Source organism: uncultured Chloroflexus sp. (genome assembly GCF_937951745.1).
Lineage (GTDB): Bacteria > Chloroflexota > Chloroflexia > Chloroflexales > Chloroflexaceae > Chloroflexus.
In genome coordinates this window covers 1-15,192 of sequence record NZ_CALFBQ010000084.1, presented here as the reverse complement: position 1 = coordinate 15,192, position 15,192 = coordinate 1, and the positions used below count along the sequence as shown (strand labels likewise).

13 protein-coding genes and 1 pseudogene are annotated in these 15,192 nt (G+C 58.9%); 6 read left to right on the top strand and 8 right to left on the bottom strand.

Annotated elements, in window-relative coordinates; all coding sequences use genetic code 11:
• Positions 1–63 precede the first annotated feature (63 nt).
• From Q1A59_RS17240 to pyrR, 5 genes are all read right to left on the bottom strand, one after another.
• Positions 64–1,023: a ring-cleaving dioxygenase gene (locus Q1A59_RS17240; protein WP_299645287.1), complete on the bottom strand. Its 960-nt coding sequence runs from the start codon at positions 1,021–1,023 to the stop codon at positions 64–66.
• A gap of 325 nt (positions 1,024–1,348) precedes the next feature.
• Positions 1,349–2,008, bottom strand: coding sequence for a response regulator transcription factor (locus Q1A59_RS17235; RefSeq protein WP_298408484.1), 660 nt, complete (start codon positions 2,006–2,008; stop codon positions 1,349–1,351).
• 184 nt (positions 2,009–2,192) lie between these two features.
• The gene (locus tag Q1A59_RS17230) at positions 2,193–3,653 is read right to left on the bottom strand and encodes a dihydroorotase (protein WP_298408481.1); all 1,461 of its coding nucleotides are present in this window, start codon (positions 3,651–3,653) and stop codon (positions 2,193–2,195) included.
• Between the two features lie 10 nt (positions 3,654–3,663).
• The gene (locus tag Q1A59_RS17225) at positions 3,664–4,590 is read right to left on the bottom strand and encodes an aspartate carbamoyltransferase catalytic subunit (RefSeq protein ID WP_298482045.1); all 927 of its coding nucleotides are present in this window, start codon (positions 4,588–4,590) and stop codon (positions 3,664–3,666) included.
• A complete protein-coding gene (gene pyrR / locus Q1A59_RS17220; protein ID WP_066784946.1) occupies positions 4,583–5,131 on the bottom strand; it encodes a bifunctional pyr operon transcriptional regulator/uracil phosphoribosyltransferase PyrR in 549 nt (182 codons plus the stop codon). Before pyrR ends, Q1A59_RS17225 begins: the two co-directional genes overlap by 8 nt.
• A 295-nt stretch (positions 5,132–5,426) precedes the next feature.
• Between pyrR and Q1A59_RS17215 the strand changes: the two genes are divergently transcribed.
• A complete protein-coding gene (locus tag Q1A59_RS17215; RefSeq protein ID WP_298408471.1) occupies positions 5,427–6,566 on the top strand; it encodes an MGDG synthase family glycosyltransferase in 1,140 nt (379 codons plus the stop codon).
• A gap of 7 nt (positions 6,567–6,573) precedes the next feature.
• On the top strand, positions 6,574–7,731 hold the full coding sequence (locus Q1A59_RS17210; protein WP_298408469.1) for an MGDG synthase family glycosyltransferase: 1,158 nt from the start codon (positions 6,574–6,576) through the stop codon (positions 7,729–7,731).
• 20 nt (positions 7,732–7,751) lie between these two features.
• Here Q1A59_RS17210 and Q1A59_RS17205 read toward each other — a convergent pair whose 3' ends face one another.
• The 3 genes from Q1A59_RS17205 to hemN all read right to left on the bottom strand — a co-directional run bounded on the left by Q1A59_RS17205 (position 7,752) and on the right by hemN (position 11,682).
• Positions 7,752–8,681, bottom strand: coding sequence for an ADP-ribosylglycohydrolase family protein (locus Q1A59_RS17205; protein ID WP_298408465.1), 930 nt, complete (start codon positions 8,679–8,681; stop codon positions 7,752–7,754).
• A 190-nt stretch (positions 8,682–8,871) separates the two neighbouring features.
• Positions 8,872–10,296, bottom strand: coding sequence for a protoporphyrinogen oxidase (hemG, locus tag Q1A59_RS17200; RefSeq protein ID WP_298408463.1), 1,425 nt, complete (start codon positions 10,294–10,296; stop codon positions 8,872–8,874).
• A gap of 12 nt (positions 10,297–10,308) precedes the next feature.
• Positions 10,309–11,682, bottom strand: coding sequence for an oxygen-independent coproporphyrinogen III oxidase (gene hemN, locus Q1A59_RS17195; protein WP_298408460.1), 1,374 nt, complete (start codon positions 11,680–11,682; stop codon positions 10,309–10,311).
• A 605-nt stretch (positions 11,683–12,287) separates the two neighbouring features.
• Between hemN and Q1A59_RS17190 the strand changes: the two genes are divergently transcribed.
• The 4 genes and pseudogenes from Q1A59_RS17190 to Q1A59_RS17175 form a co-directional block, all read left to right on the top strand.
• Positions 12,288–13,148 carry a class I SAM-dependent methyltransferase gene (locus Q1A59_RS17190; protein WP_298408457.1) on the top strand — a complete coding sequence of 287 codons (861 nt, stop codon included), beginning with the start codon at positions 12,288–12,290 and terminating at the stop codon, positions 13,146–13,148.
• A gap of 27 nt (positions 13,149–13,175) precedes the next feature.
• Positions 13,176–13,514 carry a hypothetical protein gene (locus tag Q1A59_RS17185; protein ID WP_298408455.1) on the top strand — a complete coding sequence of 113 codons (339 nt, stop codon included), beginning with the start codon at positions 13,176–13,178 and terminating at the stop codon, positions 13,512–13,514.
• 69 nt (positions 13,515–13,583) lie between these two features.
• Complete coding sequence (locus Q1A59_RS17180; RefSeq protein WP_299645286.1) at positions 13,584–14,822, top strand: glycosyltransferase family 4 protein; 1,239 nt, start codon at positions 13,584–13,586, stop codon at positions 14,820–14,822.
• Positions 14,823–14,877: 55 nt separating this feature from the next.
• A pseudogene (locus Q1A59_RS17175) lies at positions 14,878–15,192 on the top strand (hypothetical protein); the annotation flags it as partial.

Here is a 15,192-nt window from a genome sequence, read left to right as displayed (position 1 = left end):
AAAAGGCGGCCAAGGGGCCGTCTTCCCATCGTGATGGGGAGAAGTTCCCAGTTGTGGCGTTTATCAGTTTGCGACCAATGGTTTTAATCCAGCTTCAATCGCTGGCCGGTGCGGTTCGAGGAATGGCGGCAATGCTAACCGTTCACCGAGCGCTGCTACTGGTTCATCAACCGCAAAGCCCGGTTCGTCGGTGGCCAGCTCAAAGAGGATGCCGTTCGATTCGCGAACGTACAGGCTGCGGAAGTAGTAGCGATCGACGATGCCGCTGTTGGGAATGCCCAATTCGCGCAGCCGCTGCGCCCACGCCGTATGCTCAGCAAAGGTCGGTACCCGGAAAGCGACGTGATGAACGCCGCCGGCTCCTGCTTGTGCAGGTGGCAAGTGAGGTTGGGCGACGACGTGAACTTCTGCCGCTGGCCCGCCGTTGCCCATTGTATAGACATGCACCGCGTCGTCGGGGAAGTCGGGATGCGGATAGGTGCGCTGCGGTTGCATGCTCAGCACCATGCGCAGCATAGTGTCAGTGAGGTCGAGGCTCGCCACGCTGAGTATCACCGGCCCTAACCCGCGAATCTGATATTCAGGCGGCACCGAACTCTGCTCCCACGGCACAAACGTACCCGTTCCGCCGTCATCGACGAGCGATAGCCGTTGCCCTTCCGGGTCTTCCAGATCGAGCGTTAATCTGCCATTGCGCTCGATAATATCACCGGTTTTCACCCCTTCGGCGCGCAATCGCTCAGTCCACCATACCAAACTCGCTGCGCCGTTGACGCGCAGCATCGTGCGGGTGATACTGTTTGTCCCCCGCCGCTCACGCGGCAGCGGCCAGTCGAAGAAGGTCAAGTCACTGCCGGGTGTGCCGGCCCCATCGGCGTAGAACAAATGATAGGCGCGCGTGTCATCTTGGTTAACGGTGCGCTTCACCAGCCGCATCCCCAGCACACGGGTATAAACGTCATAGTTGCGCCGGATATCGGCAGAAATGGCAGTCACGTGGTGTATGCCGGTAAGTGTCAGCACGATTCCTCAATCTAGTGTGAAATCCAACCAGTCTATGAAATGAAATCCTCGCCGATAGATAACTTTGGGAAGTGCGGGTACATTCTCGCCCCTATCCCCAGCCCGCGCAGCGGGCTTCGTAACCTTAGCCCGGCCCTGTAGGGTCGGGAGACACGGCAGATTGCACCCTCACCCCCTCCCGCTTGTGCAAAAGCAGCGCGTTGCTGCGTTCCGCTCCTGCAATCTGAGGGTCGAAGCAGCAGGGAATGCAACGCGGCTAGCGATTGATGCGTCACTTTTTGCCGTGCCGCCTGCAATCTGAGGGCCGAAGGCGGGGAATGCAACCCTACCGCAACTCCGGCGGCGGTACCAGCCCGCGTTGCACCGCCACGATCGCCGCTTGGGTGCGATTACTCACCCCCAACTTCTGGAAGATTTCGCTCAGGCGATTGCCAACCGTCTTTTCAGCCAAGCTCAACTTAAGCGCGATGGCGCGGTTATCGTCGCCTTGAGCCACAAGCGCGAGAATATCGCGTTCGCGCGGCGTCAACACTTCGTTGAGCGCCGGCGCGTTGTCATTGCGCCGCAGCAGATCAAGCACGCGCGCGGCGGCGCTGCCGGCCAAGGCTGCTTCTCCGCGGTAGACAACATGAATGGCTTCGATCAATTCGTTGGCATCCGCGTCTTTCAGCAGATACGCGTTGGCTCCGGCGCGCAACGCTTCGAGTACGGTCTGCTCATCGCGGTGCATCGTCAGGACGACACAGCGGGTATTTGGGCTTACCTGTGCGATCTGGCGTGCCGCTTCGATCCCCGTCATCACTGGCATCGAAACATCGAGCAAGGCAATATCGGGTTTGGTCGTTTTGGCTGCCTCGACCGCGGCTACGCCATCGCGCACTTCGGCTACCACTTGAAAGCCGCCTTTACGCTCAAGGATTTCGCGCAGCCCTTGCCGGAACATCGTATGATCATCAGCAATTAGAATCGTGATCGGATTACTCATAGCCCCTCCAACTGGTAGCTATAGGTGTGTCACGTGTAGGTTCGCTACGAGCATCTTACCATGAAACATTTTTCCAACACCGTGAGACGAGACGATAGGTACGGTGGTTTTGACCGAGAAAACGTGACGCCGCTGCAAACCAGCGGCGTCGTTCATGCTCTCGTAGTATCGCAGGGTTTACTGGTTACTCCGTCTCCAAAATGCCTTCTAACCGTGATGGTTGTGGTGCTGCTTGGGCCTGTCGGCCAAAATCGTCACGGCGGAAGACAATCTTACCGGCGGCCATCGTTAACATCACTTGTCCTTTGAGCCGCTGGCCACGCAATGGCGTGTTCCGTCCATACGAAACAAAGTGATCGGGATCGACAACCCAACTACGTTCAGGATCGAAGATAACAATATCGGCAGTTGCGCCGGGGCGTAAATTGGCAGGTGATCGATTAAGGACCTGCGCTGGCCCTTCGGTCAATTTGGCAATCAGATTGACAATGTCCATCTCGCCACGATGCACAAGAGTTAACGCCAACGCCAACGCCGTCTCAAGCCCGCTGATACCGGGTGGCGCAATACCGTATTCGCAGTCGCGATCGACCAGCGCGTGCGGCGCGTGGTCAACGGCAATGGCATCAATGACACCGTCGCGCAACCCTTCAATCAACGCCTCGACGTGTTCGATATTGCGCAGCGGCGGGTCAACGCGGGTCGAACTATCGTATGGCGGCAGCAAAGCTGGATTGAGCCACGACGGCAGGCTGAGATCGGGATGCGCGCCGGGCCGGCCCATCTCGATTTCGTGGCGCTCTTCCAGCCAGCCGAGCAGCCAGCGGTCGGTGAGGGTCAGGTGGTGTGGCGTCACTTCGGCGGTCACCCGCACGCCACGCGCGCGGGCAGTGCGGATGAGCGCCACGCTGCCGGTAGTGCTAACCCGGCTGATGTGCAGATGCGCGCCAGTTGCTTCAGCCAGTGCAATATCGCGGGCGACAATCGCCTCTTCAGCGGCAGCGGGGATGCCGGGCAGCCCCAGCCGGATGCTCACCGCACCCTCGTGAGCGACGCCGCCAGCAGCGAGATGCGGATCTTGGCAGCTCACCATCACTGGCAATCCCAAGGCCGCCGCGTAAGCCATCGCATTGCGCATCAGCGCCGCATCGGTAATCGTGCGCCCGCCATCACTGAAGGCGATGCAGCCGGCTTCCGCCAGTTCACGCATCTCGCTCAATGCGCGCCCCTCGTTGCCCAGCGTCAACGCGCCGATCAGATCGATCCGCACGCTGCCATAACTGTCAGCCAATTCGCGCAACTGCCGGATCGCGGCGGCATTGTCGGGTATGGGGCGCGTCGTTGGGCGCGCGCAGAGAGTGGTGAACCCCCCGACCGCTGCCGCGGCGCTGGCGCTGGCAATCGTCTCTTTGTGCTCTTCACCCGGTTGGCGCAGATGGGTGTGGAGGTCGGTAAACCCCGGTGCCACTACGCAGCCGCGCGCATTAATCACTTCCACATCAGGCCCGAGCGGCTCGCGTTCGCTATGTAAGTCGGCGAGATCGTACAAACGCTCCACTTTGCCGTTTGCAACCAGAATATCGCCGATCGTCGCCACCCGGTTAGCCGGATCGATAATCGTGCCATTTTTGATCAGATACCGCATTGTATCCCCCTTAACCGGCCATTCGGTAGAGCAGCGCCATCCGCACGGCGACGCCGTTGGTGACTTGTTCTTCAATCGCTGCCGACGATGCCGTTGCGACTTCAGGAAAGATCTCGATGCCTTCGTTCATCGGGCCGGGATGCATCACAATCGCGTGCTTGGGCAGGCGGGCCAATCGTTCGACGGTGAGCCCGTAGACTCGGGTATATTCGCGCAGTGCCGGCAGCAATCCGCTCTGCATGCGCTCTTTTTGCAATCGTAACGCCATAACCACGTCTGCTTCGGGCAAAATCGGGTCAAGCTCGTGAACAATGCGGATCGTTGGCCATGTTGCCGTCCAGAACGCAGCCGGCCCGATCAGAGTCGGTGGGCCGCAGAGCGTTACTCGCGCGCCAAGCCGAGTCAAGCCCCACAAGTTCGAGCGAGCCACCCGGCTGTGCAAAATGTCGCCGACAATCACCACATGGAGATCACGAATCTGGCCGAGCCGGCTGCGCATTGTGTACAGGTCAAGCAATGCCTGTGTCGGATGGGCGTGGCGTCCGTCGCCAGCATTGATCAGCGAGCCGCGAAAATGGCGCGCCACTAAATAGGGTGCGCCCGATTGGCTGTGCCGCATGACGATCATGTCAGCGCCGAGCGCCTGTAACGTGCGCACGGTGTCAACTAGCGACTCGCCCTTTTCGACGCTGCTGCCGCGAGCAGTGAATGCGACGACGTTGGCCGATAATGCGCGGGCGGCTAGCTCGAACGAGATGCGGGTGCGGGTGCTCTCTTCAAAGAACATATTGACAACGGTTTTGCCGCGCAGCACCGGCACTTGCTTGATCTCGCGCCCAAGCACTTCGCGCATGCTTTCGGCAGTCTCTAAAATCTCTTCGATCTCGGCGGCGCTAAAGTCATCGAGATCGATCGCGTGGCGGCGCAGTTCACTCATTGCTTGCACCTCGCTGAATCACAACTTCATCAACCCCGTCGGTTTCGCGCAGGCGCACCATGACCCGCTCTGACAGCGAGGTTGGTACATTTTTGCCGACGAAGTCGGCCCGGATTGGCAATTCGCGGTGGCCGCGGTCGATCAATACGGCCAGTTGAATCCGGGCTGGACGGCCCAGATCGGCAATTGCATCGAGTGCGGCCCGTACAGTTCGTCCGGTGAAGAGGACATCATCCACCAGCACCACCGTCTTGCCGGTAATGTCAATCGGCAGATCGGTCTTACGCACGCGCGCTGCCGGGCCGCGCAGCTTCAAATCGTCGCGGTAGAGCGTAATGTCAAGTTGGCCGACTGGCACGCGCGTGCCATCAAAATCGGCGATCGCAGCGGCGATCCGCTCGGCAAGCGGGACCCCGCGACTGCGAATACCCACGATCACCACGTCGCGCAGACCACCGTTGCGCTCGTCAATCTCGTGGGCGATTCGTACTAGCGCTCTCCGAATCTCGTCGGCTGACAGAATCTGTTTCTCGTTGCTCATGCCTTCCTCCGCACTGCCGCATACGGCGGGCTGCGCAAACAAAAAAACCCTTGCCCACCGCGGCGGGGCAAAGGGATAACGGCATTTCAGGCCGGGTCGCGTTCTGGTTCATCAATACATGCTCCTTTACAGCCTCACAGGGCTGTATTAAAGGTAGTGGCATCGTACCACACCCCGACGGGGGTGTCAACTAACGGTGTGGCTCCTCGCCACACATAGCGGCGAAACATGGTACCATACCGTTAAGTGAGCAACTACCTGCGCGCCGAGATGGCGCCTCGCCGGAGATACTGTTATGCCGCGAGTCTTGATTTTGCACGCATCGGTGGGCACAGGCCACAAACGCGCAGCCGAAGCGTTGGCCGCTGCGTTTAGCCGTCGCCAGCCGGGAGAGGTGCGGGTTGAGGATGTGCTTGATCATACCTCGCGCCTGTTCCGTCTCGCTTATGCGCGCTCGTACCTTGAATTGACCGACCGGGCGCCGCTGATATGGGGGTATTTTTATACCCAGACCAACGCCGATCCGAATTTATCTGAAATTACGAACAATATTCGTAAACTGGTTGAAAGCATCGGCACCAATGGTCTCAAAGAGGTGCTGCGCGCGTTTCAACCAGAAGTGATTATCTGTACTCACTTCTTGCCGATGGAGCTGCTTGTCGGCTATAAACGTAGCGCACGCCTGACCGAGCCGGTCTATTGCGTGATTACCGATTATGCGGCTCATACCTTCTGGACGTACACCGAGATTGATGGGTATTTTGTCGGTGATGATCAGACCCGTGCGCAACTGATTGAACGCGGGATCAGTCCGCAACAGATCGTGGTGAGCGGGATTCCGATCGATCCCCAATTTGCCCAGCCAAACGACTGCTGCGAGGCGCGCAGTCGGCGTGATTTGCCGCTTGATACGACCGTTATAACTTTGTTTGGCGGTGGGGTTGATGATGATCACGTGCGTCAAATCGTCAGCGGCTTAATGCAAAGTGAACTCAAGGCGACCCTTGTGGTGGTGGCTGGCCGCAATACCACGCTGGTTGAGTCACTGAGCGATTTTATTTCGACCCCGAATGTCGATCTGCGTGTGCTTGGTTTTATCGATTACGTCGATGATCTGATTACGGCGAGCGATGTGGTGATTACCAAAGCGGGTGGCTTGATTGTCAGCGAGGTGATGGCGCGGGGGACGCCGATGGTGATTATTGACCCCATCCCCGGCCACGAGGAATGGAATGCCGATTATGTGGTCAGCACCGGCAGCGGCATCCAATTGCGGATGTGCGAATCGACGCCGCGGGCCGTGCTCAATCTGCTCAACCATCCAACCATGTTGTTGGAAATGCGCCAGTGCGCGCAGGCGGCGGCTCGGCCACGGGCAGCTCTTGAGATTGCTGAGAAAGTGATTGCCGATCTTGATCAACATCGCCATGATTGAGAAACCTATGAACCGGCAACCGATTGATGTGCTATTTGCGATTTCTGATACCGGCGGCGGCCATCGCAGCGCAGCAGTGGCGATTAGCGCGGCGCTTGAACAGTTGTCGGGCGGGAGTATGACGTGGGCTATTGAAGATCTGTTGCAGGCCACGAATGTGCCCGGTGTGCGCAGCGCTCCCGGTCTTTATGACCAGCTCTCGACTCGCTGGCTGAAACTGTACAATTTCTCGTTTCAATTGACCAATTCGCGCTCAACCGTTGGCTTTCTCTCGCGGGTGGTTTATCTGATTGCCCGCCAGAATCTCGAACGCCTGCTGGCCGAACGTCGCCCACGGCTGGTGGTTGTCACCCATCCGTTAGTGCATCGCCTCGTCTGCGCAGCCCGTCGGCGCCGGCAGAATGCGTTTCGGGTCGTGACCGTCGTGACTGATCTCGTTACGCTCCATGCGGCATGGAGCTATCCCGGCGTTGATCTTGCTCTGACCCCAACCGATGAGGCCTACCGTCTGATGCACAAGCGCGGTATGAAGCCGAGCCAGTTGCAGCGTTGCGGCTTTCCAGTGCATCCCAAGTTTGCCGCCGAGAATCGTGATGCGCCTACGGTGCGTCGCGCGTTGGGGTTTGATCCCGATCGCTTCACTGTCTTGCTGACTGCCGGCGGCGTGGGGTCGGGCCGGCTCGGTGAGTTGGTGCAGACGTTCGAGCAGCAGATGCCTGATAAGCAGTTGCTCGTTGTCACTGGGAAGAATCGTGCATTGTACGAAGAGCTGCGTCATGGGCCGCGCTTGCCGCATACCCATCTGTTTGGTTTTGTGAACAATATGGAAGAGCTGATGGCGGCGAGTGATGTGGTGGTCACGAAGGCTGGTCCCGGTACGTTGATGGAAGCCTTGGTAATGCGTAAGCCGGTGATCGTGACCGAAGCGGTTGGGATTCAAGAGCACGGTAATATTGATTTTGTGCTAAATTACGAGCTGGGTTTCTTTTGTCCTACCAACGAGCGGATTATCGCCGCAGTCAGCAGTCTCGAAGACCCGGCCCGTTATGCCGCAACGGTTGAGCGTCTCAAACACGCTGTCCCACGCGATGGGGCCATGCAGATTGCACGAGTGATCCATCAGCAGTTGAGTTTGCAGCTGAAAACGCTAAGCCGGCCCGGGTAGGGGGCGCGTATGCCTGCCCTTTACCCATGGTGTTGCCATAACCGTGCCAGCAATGCTTGCACCAATTCCTGCCCGCGCAGTTGTTGTCGCCAGCCTTCAGGGATGCCGCTGAGGCCGTAGCGGATACCGGCAATCCCGCCCGCGACGCAAGCGGTGGTGTCAGTGTCGTAGCCAAGCCCGATTGCTGCCCGTACCACCGCTTCGAAGCTGGTACCTTGCATAACTGCCCACCGTGCCGAGCGGAGTGTATCGACTACGTATCCCTTGCCTTCACCCGGCAAGGGATCATCAGGCCGCACATACGTCTCAAGCTCGATTCGCGCTTGCCCGTTGCCGTAGATGTCGCGCAATCGATCACTCGCCGTTGACCACGCTGCCTCGTCGCCAGCTAGCTCGTACCGTGCCCACAAGCAGTACAATGCGCAACAGATTTGTGCCCGTAGGTGACCGTGGGTTGGCAACGATTGCATGTGTGCATCGGCTACCAGTGCCCGATCATCGCCGGTATGCCAGAGCGCCAATGGCAATACGCGCATAAGTGAACCGTTGCCATTGTCGTGTTCGCCTGCCGGCCCTGACCGGTATGGCGGAATGCCGCTTTGCAATGCCTGAATTGCTTTGACGGTCTGAATGCCGGCATCGAAGACGATGCCGTCGGGGGTATACGCGCCCTGTTCATACCACTTTCGTAGTTTGAGCGCAAAGTCTTCGAGATCGAGCCGGTCACACGTGAGCAATGAGTCAAGCAAGGCCAAGGCTAAGGCCCCGTCATCCGACCACGTTCCCGGCGGGACGTTGGGGTGGCTGCGTGGGAAGCCAACCGGCGGTTGCATGTCAATTTGTTTGGGTGGCGGGAGAGCTGTGGGTGGGTGGAATTCGTAAGGTACCCCTAGCGCATCGCCGATCAAGAGACCGTACAACCCGCCCGCGATGCGGTCATGTCTGTCCATTGTCCCTCTCCTAGAAGCCGGCTTTTTTGGCAATGAATGTTAGTATTGTACTGCATTGGTGAGACAGCGAGGGACAGTCGTTGGGGTAGCGTGAACCGTCACTAGAGGGTACAGCAGAGTAACTACCGCCGCGACGATGGAATGCGGCAGTTGCCCTGCCGCATTCCATAACGCATGCTTAGGTTGCACCTTACCCGCGCGTCTGCTCGAAGGTGGTAGGGGTGGCGCTTTGTGCATCAAGCGCGGCTGCCACCCGCTCGCCAGCTTGCACGCCGGTGGCCCATGTCTTGGGTACGCCGACGCCACCGCGGTAGCTGCCGGTCAACTGCAAGGTTGGCCAGCGTTGCTCAAGCCGCTCGATCGCCGCCATTCGTTCGCGATGGCCGAAGGTGTACTGTGGGATCGCATAGCGCCAGCGCGTGACGTGGGTCAGTAGCGGTTGGCCACTGATGCCTAGCACCTGCTGATTGTCACGGATCGCCGCTTCAATCAGAGCTTCTTCACTTTGCTCGGCCAATTCAGGCCGGATCGCACCTCCGGCCAGCGTAATCGTCAGCGCCCGATCAGCCGGCGCGACGTGCGGGAAGAGGCTGGAAGCCCATAGAATGCCGAGGAACTGTCGCCGTTCGCTGGAAGGAGCGAGTACGCCAAACCCGTGTAGCTCGCGTGAGAGTTGCTCACGGCGGAAGCCAAGATGCACCACGGCTACCGGTGCATACGGGATACCGCGCAGCGCGCTAGCAGCGTTCGAGTCGAGCGACTCGATTAGCTCGGCGGCGGCGTAGGCGGGGGTGGCAATGATTACACTGCGGGCAGTGATCGTTTCGATCGCACCGGTTCCGTCAACTGTCACCTCCCAAAAACCGTCACGCTCGCGCAGGCCTACTGCTTTTCGCCCGGTGAGCACGGTACCAGTACCAAGTGCGCGGGCTAACCCACGTGGCCACTCGGCCAAACCGGCCCGGAAGCTGAAGGTGCGACTACGCATCTTGGGTTCACTCACCGCCGGTTTCTGCTTCGGGCGCTTGAGCATCCCACGCACGATACTGCCGCCACGCTGAGCCGCTTCCCATAACGAGGGGAAGACGGCCGCTACTGACAGTTGATTCGGATCGCCAGCGTAGACTCCGGCCACAAATGGATCGATCAGCCGTGCAGTGGCTTCTTGGCCGATCCGACGGCTGAAAAAGGCGGCTACGCTCTCGTCGGCGCTGGTCGGTGCGTTCTTGACGAATGGTTCGGCGAGCACGCGCAACTTGCCTTGCCACGAGAGGAGCGGCGTTGTCACCAAACTGACTGGTGAACTGGGGATTTCAACCGGCTTGCCGTTGATCAAGATGAACCGTCGCTTGCCATAGCGCGTTGCCGGTGTGATGCGCTCGTGTAAGCCAAGATCGATCAACTCTTGCCACAACCGCACATCTTTCGTGCCCAGCGTGTTTGGCCCGCAATCGAGCGTAAACCCTTCTGGAGTAGTGACACTGTGGATCACGCCGCCAACCCGGTTGGCCGCTTCGATCACCAGCACTCGGTACCCTCGTTTATACAGGGTGTAGGCTGCCGCCAACCCGCCGATGCCGCCCCCGATCACGACACTGTCGTATGCTGCCATCATACCCGCTACTCCTCATACCGTGCTCGAAAAGATCGGCCGTTCCGTCGCCTGTTGTAGATAGCGATCCAACTCCATCGCTAGATTCCGCACAAAGAACCTGCCGCGCTCGGTGACGCGCAAGCGGCGCGATTCTACCTCAACCAACCCATCGTCAGCGAAGGCCGCGATCCGTTCGATCTCGGCGGCCAATGCCTCGCCGAGCCGTTGCCCGTGCGGCGGCAATTCCAGATCAAACGGCACCTCAAGATTGCACATTAGATGCATAATCGCCTTCCGCCGCATCAGATCATCGTCACTGAGCCGCATACCGCGCGTAATTGGCAAATGGCCAGCGTCAATTGCCCGCTGATAATGACCAAGATGAGCGTCGTTCTGCGCGTAGCGTCCGGCCAAATCACCGATTGCGCTCATGCCGAAGCCGATCTGGTGCGGCGCCGGCAGCACCGTGTAGCCCATAAAGTTGCGCTGCAACCGCCGCTCGCGCGCTGCTACCGCCAATTCGTCATCGGCCAGCGCAAAGTGATCCATCCCGATCCATTCATATCCTACCGCAGTGAAAGCGTCAATAGCTTGCCGGAAGAGCTGGAACTTGTCGTAGCCGGTTGGCAACTGGCGCGCATCGACCCACTTCTGGTTTGGCCGCGCCTGCGGCAGGTGCGCATAGCTAAAACAGGCAATCCGGTCAGGCCGCAGATCAATCATCGCCTGCAACGTCGCTGCAAAGCTGGCCGGCGTCTGGTAGGGCAAGCCGTAGACCAGATCGATATTCACGCTGGCAAAGCCGGCATCGCGCGCCGCCAGCACTACCGTCTCGGTCTGGCTGAGCGGCTGGATTCGCCCGATCGCTACTTGCACATCGTGGGCAATATCTTGCACTCCGAAACTGATTCGGTTGAAACCAAGCTCGCGGAAGAGGAAAACCTGCTCGCGGCTGCTGATACGCGGATCAACCTCTAGCGCTACTTCCGCCTCAGAGTCAATGGTAAAGGCGGCGCGCAGCAGACCCATCAAACGGCGTGCTTGTGCTTCATTCAAGAAATTGGGCGTGCCACCGCCCCAATGCAATTGTACTACCCGGTGCCCCGTACCGAGCGTGGTTGTTACCATCGCCAGCTCACGTTCGAGCCGGTCAAGATAGTGATCCACCACTTCGGCCCGTTTGGTTGATGTCGCATTGCACCCGCAGTAGGCACACCGTTCGGCGCAGAAGGGCAGATGGACGTACACACTGATCGGATCAGGGGTAGCGGCGACATCGCGCAGTGCTGCAAGATAGTCATCGGCGGTAAAATTGGCATTCCAGTGCGGAACAGTGGGGTAGCTGGTGTAACGCGGGCCGGGACGGTTGTAGCGGTCGATCGTTGCGCGGGTGATCTCAACAGTCATAACAACCCCTCTTGCCGGCTGATCTGTAGTTCCGTTTGCAAACTACGTGGACAAGAAAACTAAACCCAGAGCTTGCCCAAAGACGCATGATCGACTCTGATTGTAGCATGATAGTCAATCATTTGATTGTTTGAGCAATTTGCCGACAAGGTATGCTCAAAGCGGTTTTGACTGTTGGGAATGAGGTATTTGCTTCCTTGGAAATGAAGTTGCGTTGCGAAAGCATAACCATGGTAAGAAACTTTTTCTCTGCAAGAGTTGCCAACCCATCTCAGAGAACTGCGGAGAGAGTACTCGTCGCGTCTAACCGGTTGACCGGGGGCAGAATACATTCCGCCCTACCTAGACCATCCCCCCCTCCCCTCGTGGGAGAGGGATTCGTTCGCGACTGATGCGATGAGATTGGGCTATCCCCCCTCTCCCCTCGTGGGAGAGGGGGCAAGGGGGCAAGGGGGCAGCGGGGCAGCGGGGCCGGGGCAGATGGGGCAGAGGGGGCCGGGGGTGGGGCTATCTCGCCCCGACCATTCGTTGTTCCCCCCTCAATACCTCATGCTATACTGTGGTGCCGCGTTATGGGCGGCTATGAACATCATGTGGTGAAGTGCATGAATCGCTCTCAACAACAACCGGTTCGACTAAGCGCCCTTCGATGTATTGCGTATGAAGTGGCGCTCAACGGATGGCGCATTTTGCGTCGTACAGTGAACGATTTTAGCCTCTGGCGCTTGATCGAATATCCGTGGGCGACCAAGGCACTTGATGTTCGCCGTGGCGATCTCGTGGTTGATATTGGTTCCGGTACCTCGTCATTTCCCCATATGCTGGCCAAAGAGGGGCTTGATGTCGTAGTGCTCGAACTCGACGCCGATCGCGTGCGTTGGCAGCAAGCCAAACGTGCTGCAACCGCTCGCCCCGGTGATGGCCGGTTTTTCCCGATTGTGGCCAGTGCAACGGCAATGCCGTTTCGTTCAGACTCAGTCGCCCGTATTGCCGCCGTTTCCACGCTCGAGCACATCCCCGATGATGAAGCGGTTGGTCGTGAGATTGGCCGCGTGCTTGCGCCCGATGGCATTGCCGTAATTACCATCCCTTACACGAGTGGTGAACGCACCGGTTTCTTCGAGGGTATTCGGCGCTTTAAGCGCGTGGCGCGCAACGCCTTTGTCCAAGAAGGGAAGCCCGGTTCCTTTTTCCGCTTCTACAACGACGCCGATATTCAGCGCGTGTATGTCCAGCCGGCAGGGTTGCAGATCAGCCCGCTGCGCGGGTTTGGTCGCTCGATCCTTAATTGGCGCTATCACGAGACCCGCTTGACCCGCTTTTGGCGCACGTTTATCTTGAAAGACCTGCTCCTCGCGTGGATTGTCCATCCGCTCGAAGAGCGCTTCGATCGTACTGATCCGCTGTACGTGATGTTTACGCTGCGTAAGCCGCGTTCATCTGTCCCTCTGTCCCAACAAGGGTAGGAGATACTGTGGTGTGCGCTGCCGGTGATGGCCCTTACGAAGGGTCTGGTCATCCCATTGATTGTGCCAGCGGTCTTGTACTACCGCCCCGGCTGGTCGATCGCGAGCGTACAGCGACCGAGCGATCCGCGCTGCGCTCGCAATGATACCGGCGACTCACTGGGCGCGCAGTCATTCGTTGACCAATGCGGGGAAGGCAAGCGGGTTCCTTCTGCTCGCTATCGTTGTGTTGGCAAGAGCACGAGCAGATGGCTGCTTTTATCTGTGCTGCAAGCGCGCATCCTTACGCTGGTCATGCTGTTCCTCTTGAGGTTGATCCTGCCTTCACCGCCGACTCGCCTCGTCTATTGCAATCTGTTCGTATGACCGCGGGAACAAAATTGACTTCGCTTACGTCACTCTCATGGTAGAATGTACCCGGCTATGGAATCCAATATGCGCATCTTGTACATTTTGCCCCGCTACGATAGCGCGGCCATGGGGAACCGAATTCACACCGAAGTGATTCAGGCTTGGCGCGAGCTTGGAATAGAAGCTGAGGTGTTGAGTTTGGCGACCAACCAGCGTCGTCCCACTCGAGTGATCGAAGATGGGATCGTGGTGCATCGTCTGCCATCAAGTGGTCTGCTCCCTATCAAGGTGGCGAATCGAGCCTTAGCCCCGATTTTTCCCTACCCCTACCTAGCCAGTGCGATCGTTGGCTTGCGCCGCTTTTTTGCAACTGCTCCTGCTTTTGACCTCTGTCACATCGAAACGGCTTTTCCGCTTGGTTTTGCTGCGGCGTTGGCTGGTCATCAAACTCCGCCTCTTGCGGTCACGTTGCCCGGCGCCGATGTGATGGCCGAACCAGAGTATGATTATGGCTATGCCCGCTTTCGGGCTGTGCGTGCTGTCTTGCCGTATGTCTTTCGCCGTGCGCTGGTGATCCGCGCCGACTCGCCCCAGATTCGCGAGTTGGCGATTGGTCGTGGTGCTTCGCCGGCAAAGGTGACGGCTATTCCCTATAACATTACCGCCGATAGCTTTCCACCAGCCGGTGAGGCGTTAGCGGATGTTCGTGCGCGTAGCCGGGCGATGCTCGTTGCCCGTTATCAGCTCGATCCGCAGCGCCCGATTATCGTGAGCTTGAACCGTCTGCATCCGTTTAAGGGGATTGCGTATCTGGTCGAGGCGGTGCCAACGATGCGAGCAGCTGGCTTGGCGCCGCAGGTCTTGATTGTGGGGCCTAATCGCTCAACACCGCAGTTTGGCGATTATGGCGCCTACCTGCGCCGCCGCGCCGCTGAGTTAGGAGTGGCAGCCGACGTATTGCTCACGGGGGCTATTCCGCATCACGATGCGTTGACCTATCTCGCCGGGGCCGATGTGGTGGTCGTGCCGTCGGTCGCCGAGTCGTTTAGCCGGGTGGTAATTGAAGCCTGCGCTGCTGGTACGCCACCGGTTGTGACCTCTACCACCGGCGCTAGTGCCTACGTCACTGCCGCCCAAGCTGGCATGGTTGTTCAGCCTCGTTCTGGCCCGGCCATTGGCGAGGCGATTGTGGCGTTGCTGCGTGATCGGGCGACATGGGAAGCCCACAGCACGCGCGCGGTTGCCTTAGCCCGCCAGTTTTCCTCGCAGCAGATTGCTGCCGATTTGGCTGCCCTGTATCGGGCAGCTTTGCGTGGGGCGTAGTAAGGTTGCTTCTTCGTTTGGGACACATGCACGACCCGTTTCTGAGGAGGTTTCAATGGCTCGCAAAATGACTCTGACGCCGCTGTTGGCGCTGGTCGCCGTAGCGATTGCTGTGGTGACGGCATTCGTTTTTGCCCTCCGTCCCAGCCAAGCCGAAGAGGGTGGCCCGATTTTGCAGTATCCCCCCGAACCACCCGCCCCCACCGTTGGCCCGAATCCGACGATCCCTGCCTTCCTCGCCTCAGGCCCCCTGTTCGTGGCCGATTTTGCCACCACCGACGCCATCGCCGATTGGCAGATGGTCGAACTCGACTTCATCTTGCCCGAAGACCGCGCCAATTGGGTGATCGACACCGGTCGTCTGCGCCAA

Excerpts from the sequence above, each read along its gene's own strand:
- Q1A59_RS17235 (WP_298408484.1), bottom strand. The coding sequence starts at position 2,008 with ATGAGTAATCCGATCACGATTCTAATTGCTGATGATCATACGATGTTC.
- Q1A59_RS17230 (WP_298408481.1), bottom strand. The coding sequence starts at position 3,653 with ATGCGGTATCTGATCAAAAATGGCACGATTATCGATCCGGCTAACCGG.
- Q1A59_RS17225 (WP_298482045.1), bottom strand. The coding sequence starts at position 4,590 with ATGAGTGAACTGCGCCGCCACGCGATCGATCTCGATGACTTTAGCGCC.
- pyrR (WP_066784946.1), bottom strand. The coding sequence starts at position 5,131 with ATGAGCAACGAGAAACAGATTCTGTCAGCCGACGAGATTCGGAGAGCG.
- Q1A59_RS17215 (WP_298408471.1), top strand. The coding sequence starts at position 5,427 with ATGCCGCGAGTCTTGATTTTGCACGCATCGGTGGGCACAGGCCACAAA.
- Q1A59_RS17210 (WP_298408469.1), top strand. The coding sequence starts at position 6,574 with ATGAACCGGCAACCGATTGATGTGCTATTTGCGATTTCTGATACCGGC.
- Q1A59_RS17205 (WP_298408465.1), bottom strand. The coding sequence starts at position 8,681 with ATGGACAGACATGACCGCATCGCGGGCGGGTTGTACGGTCTCTTGATC.
- hemG (WP_298408463.1), bottom strand. The coding sequence starts at position 10,296 with ATGATGGCAGCATACGACAGTGTCGTGATCGGGGGCGGCATCGGCGGG.
- hemN (WP_298408460.1), bottom strand. The coding sequence starts at position 11,682 with ATGACTGTTGAGATCACCCGCGCAACGATCGACCGCTACAACCGTCCC.
- Q1A59_RS17190 (WP_298408457.1), top strand. The coding sequence starts at position 12,288 with ATGAATCGCTCTCAACAACAACCGGTTCGACTAAGCGCCCTTCGATGT.
- Q1A59_RS17185 (WP_298408455.1), top strand. The coding sequence starts at position 13,176 with ATGGCCCTTACGAAGGGTCTGGTCATCCCATTGATTGTGCCAGCGGTC.
- Q1A59_RS17180 (WP_299645286.1), top strand. The coding sequence starts at position 13,584 with ATGCGCATCTTGTACATTTTGCCCCGCTACGATAGCGCGGCCATGGGG.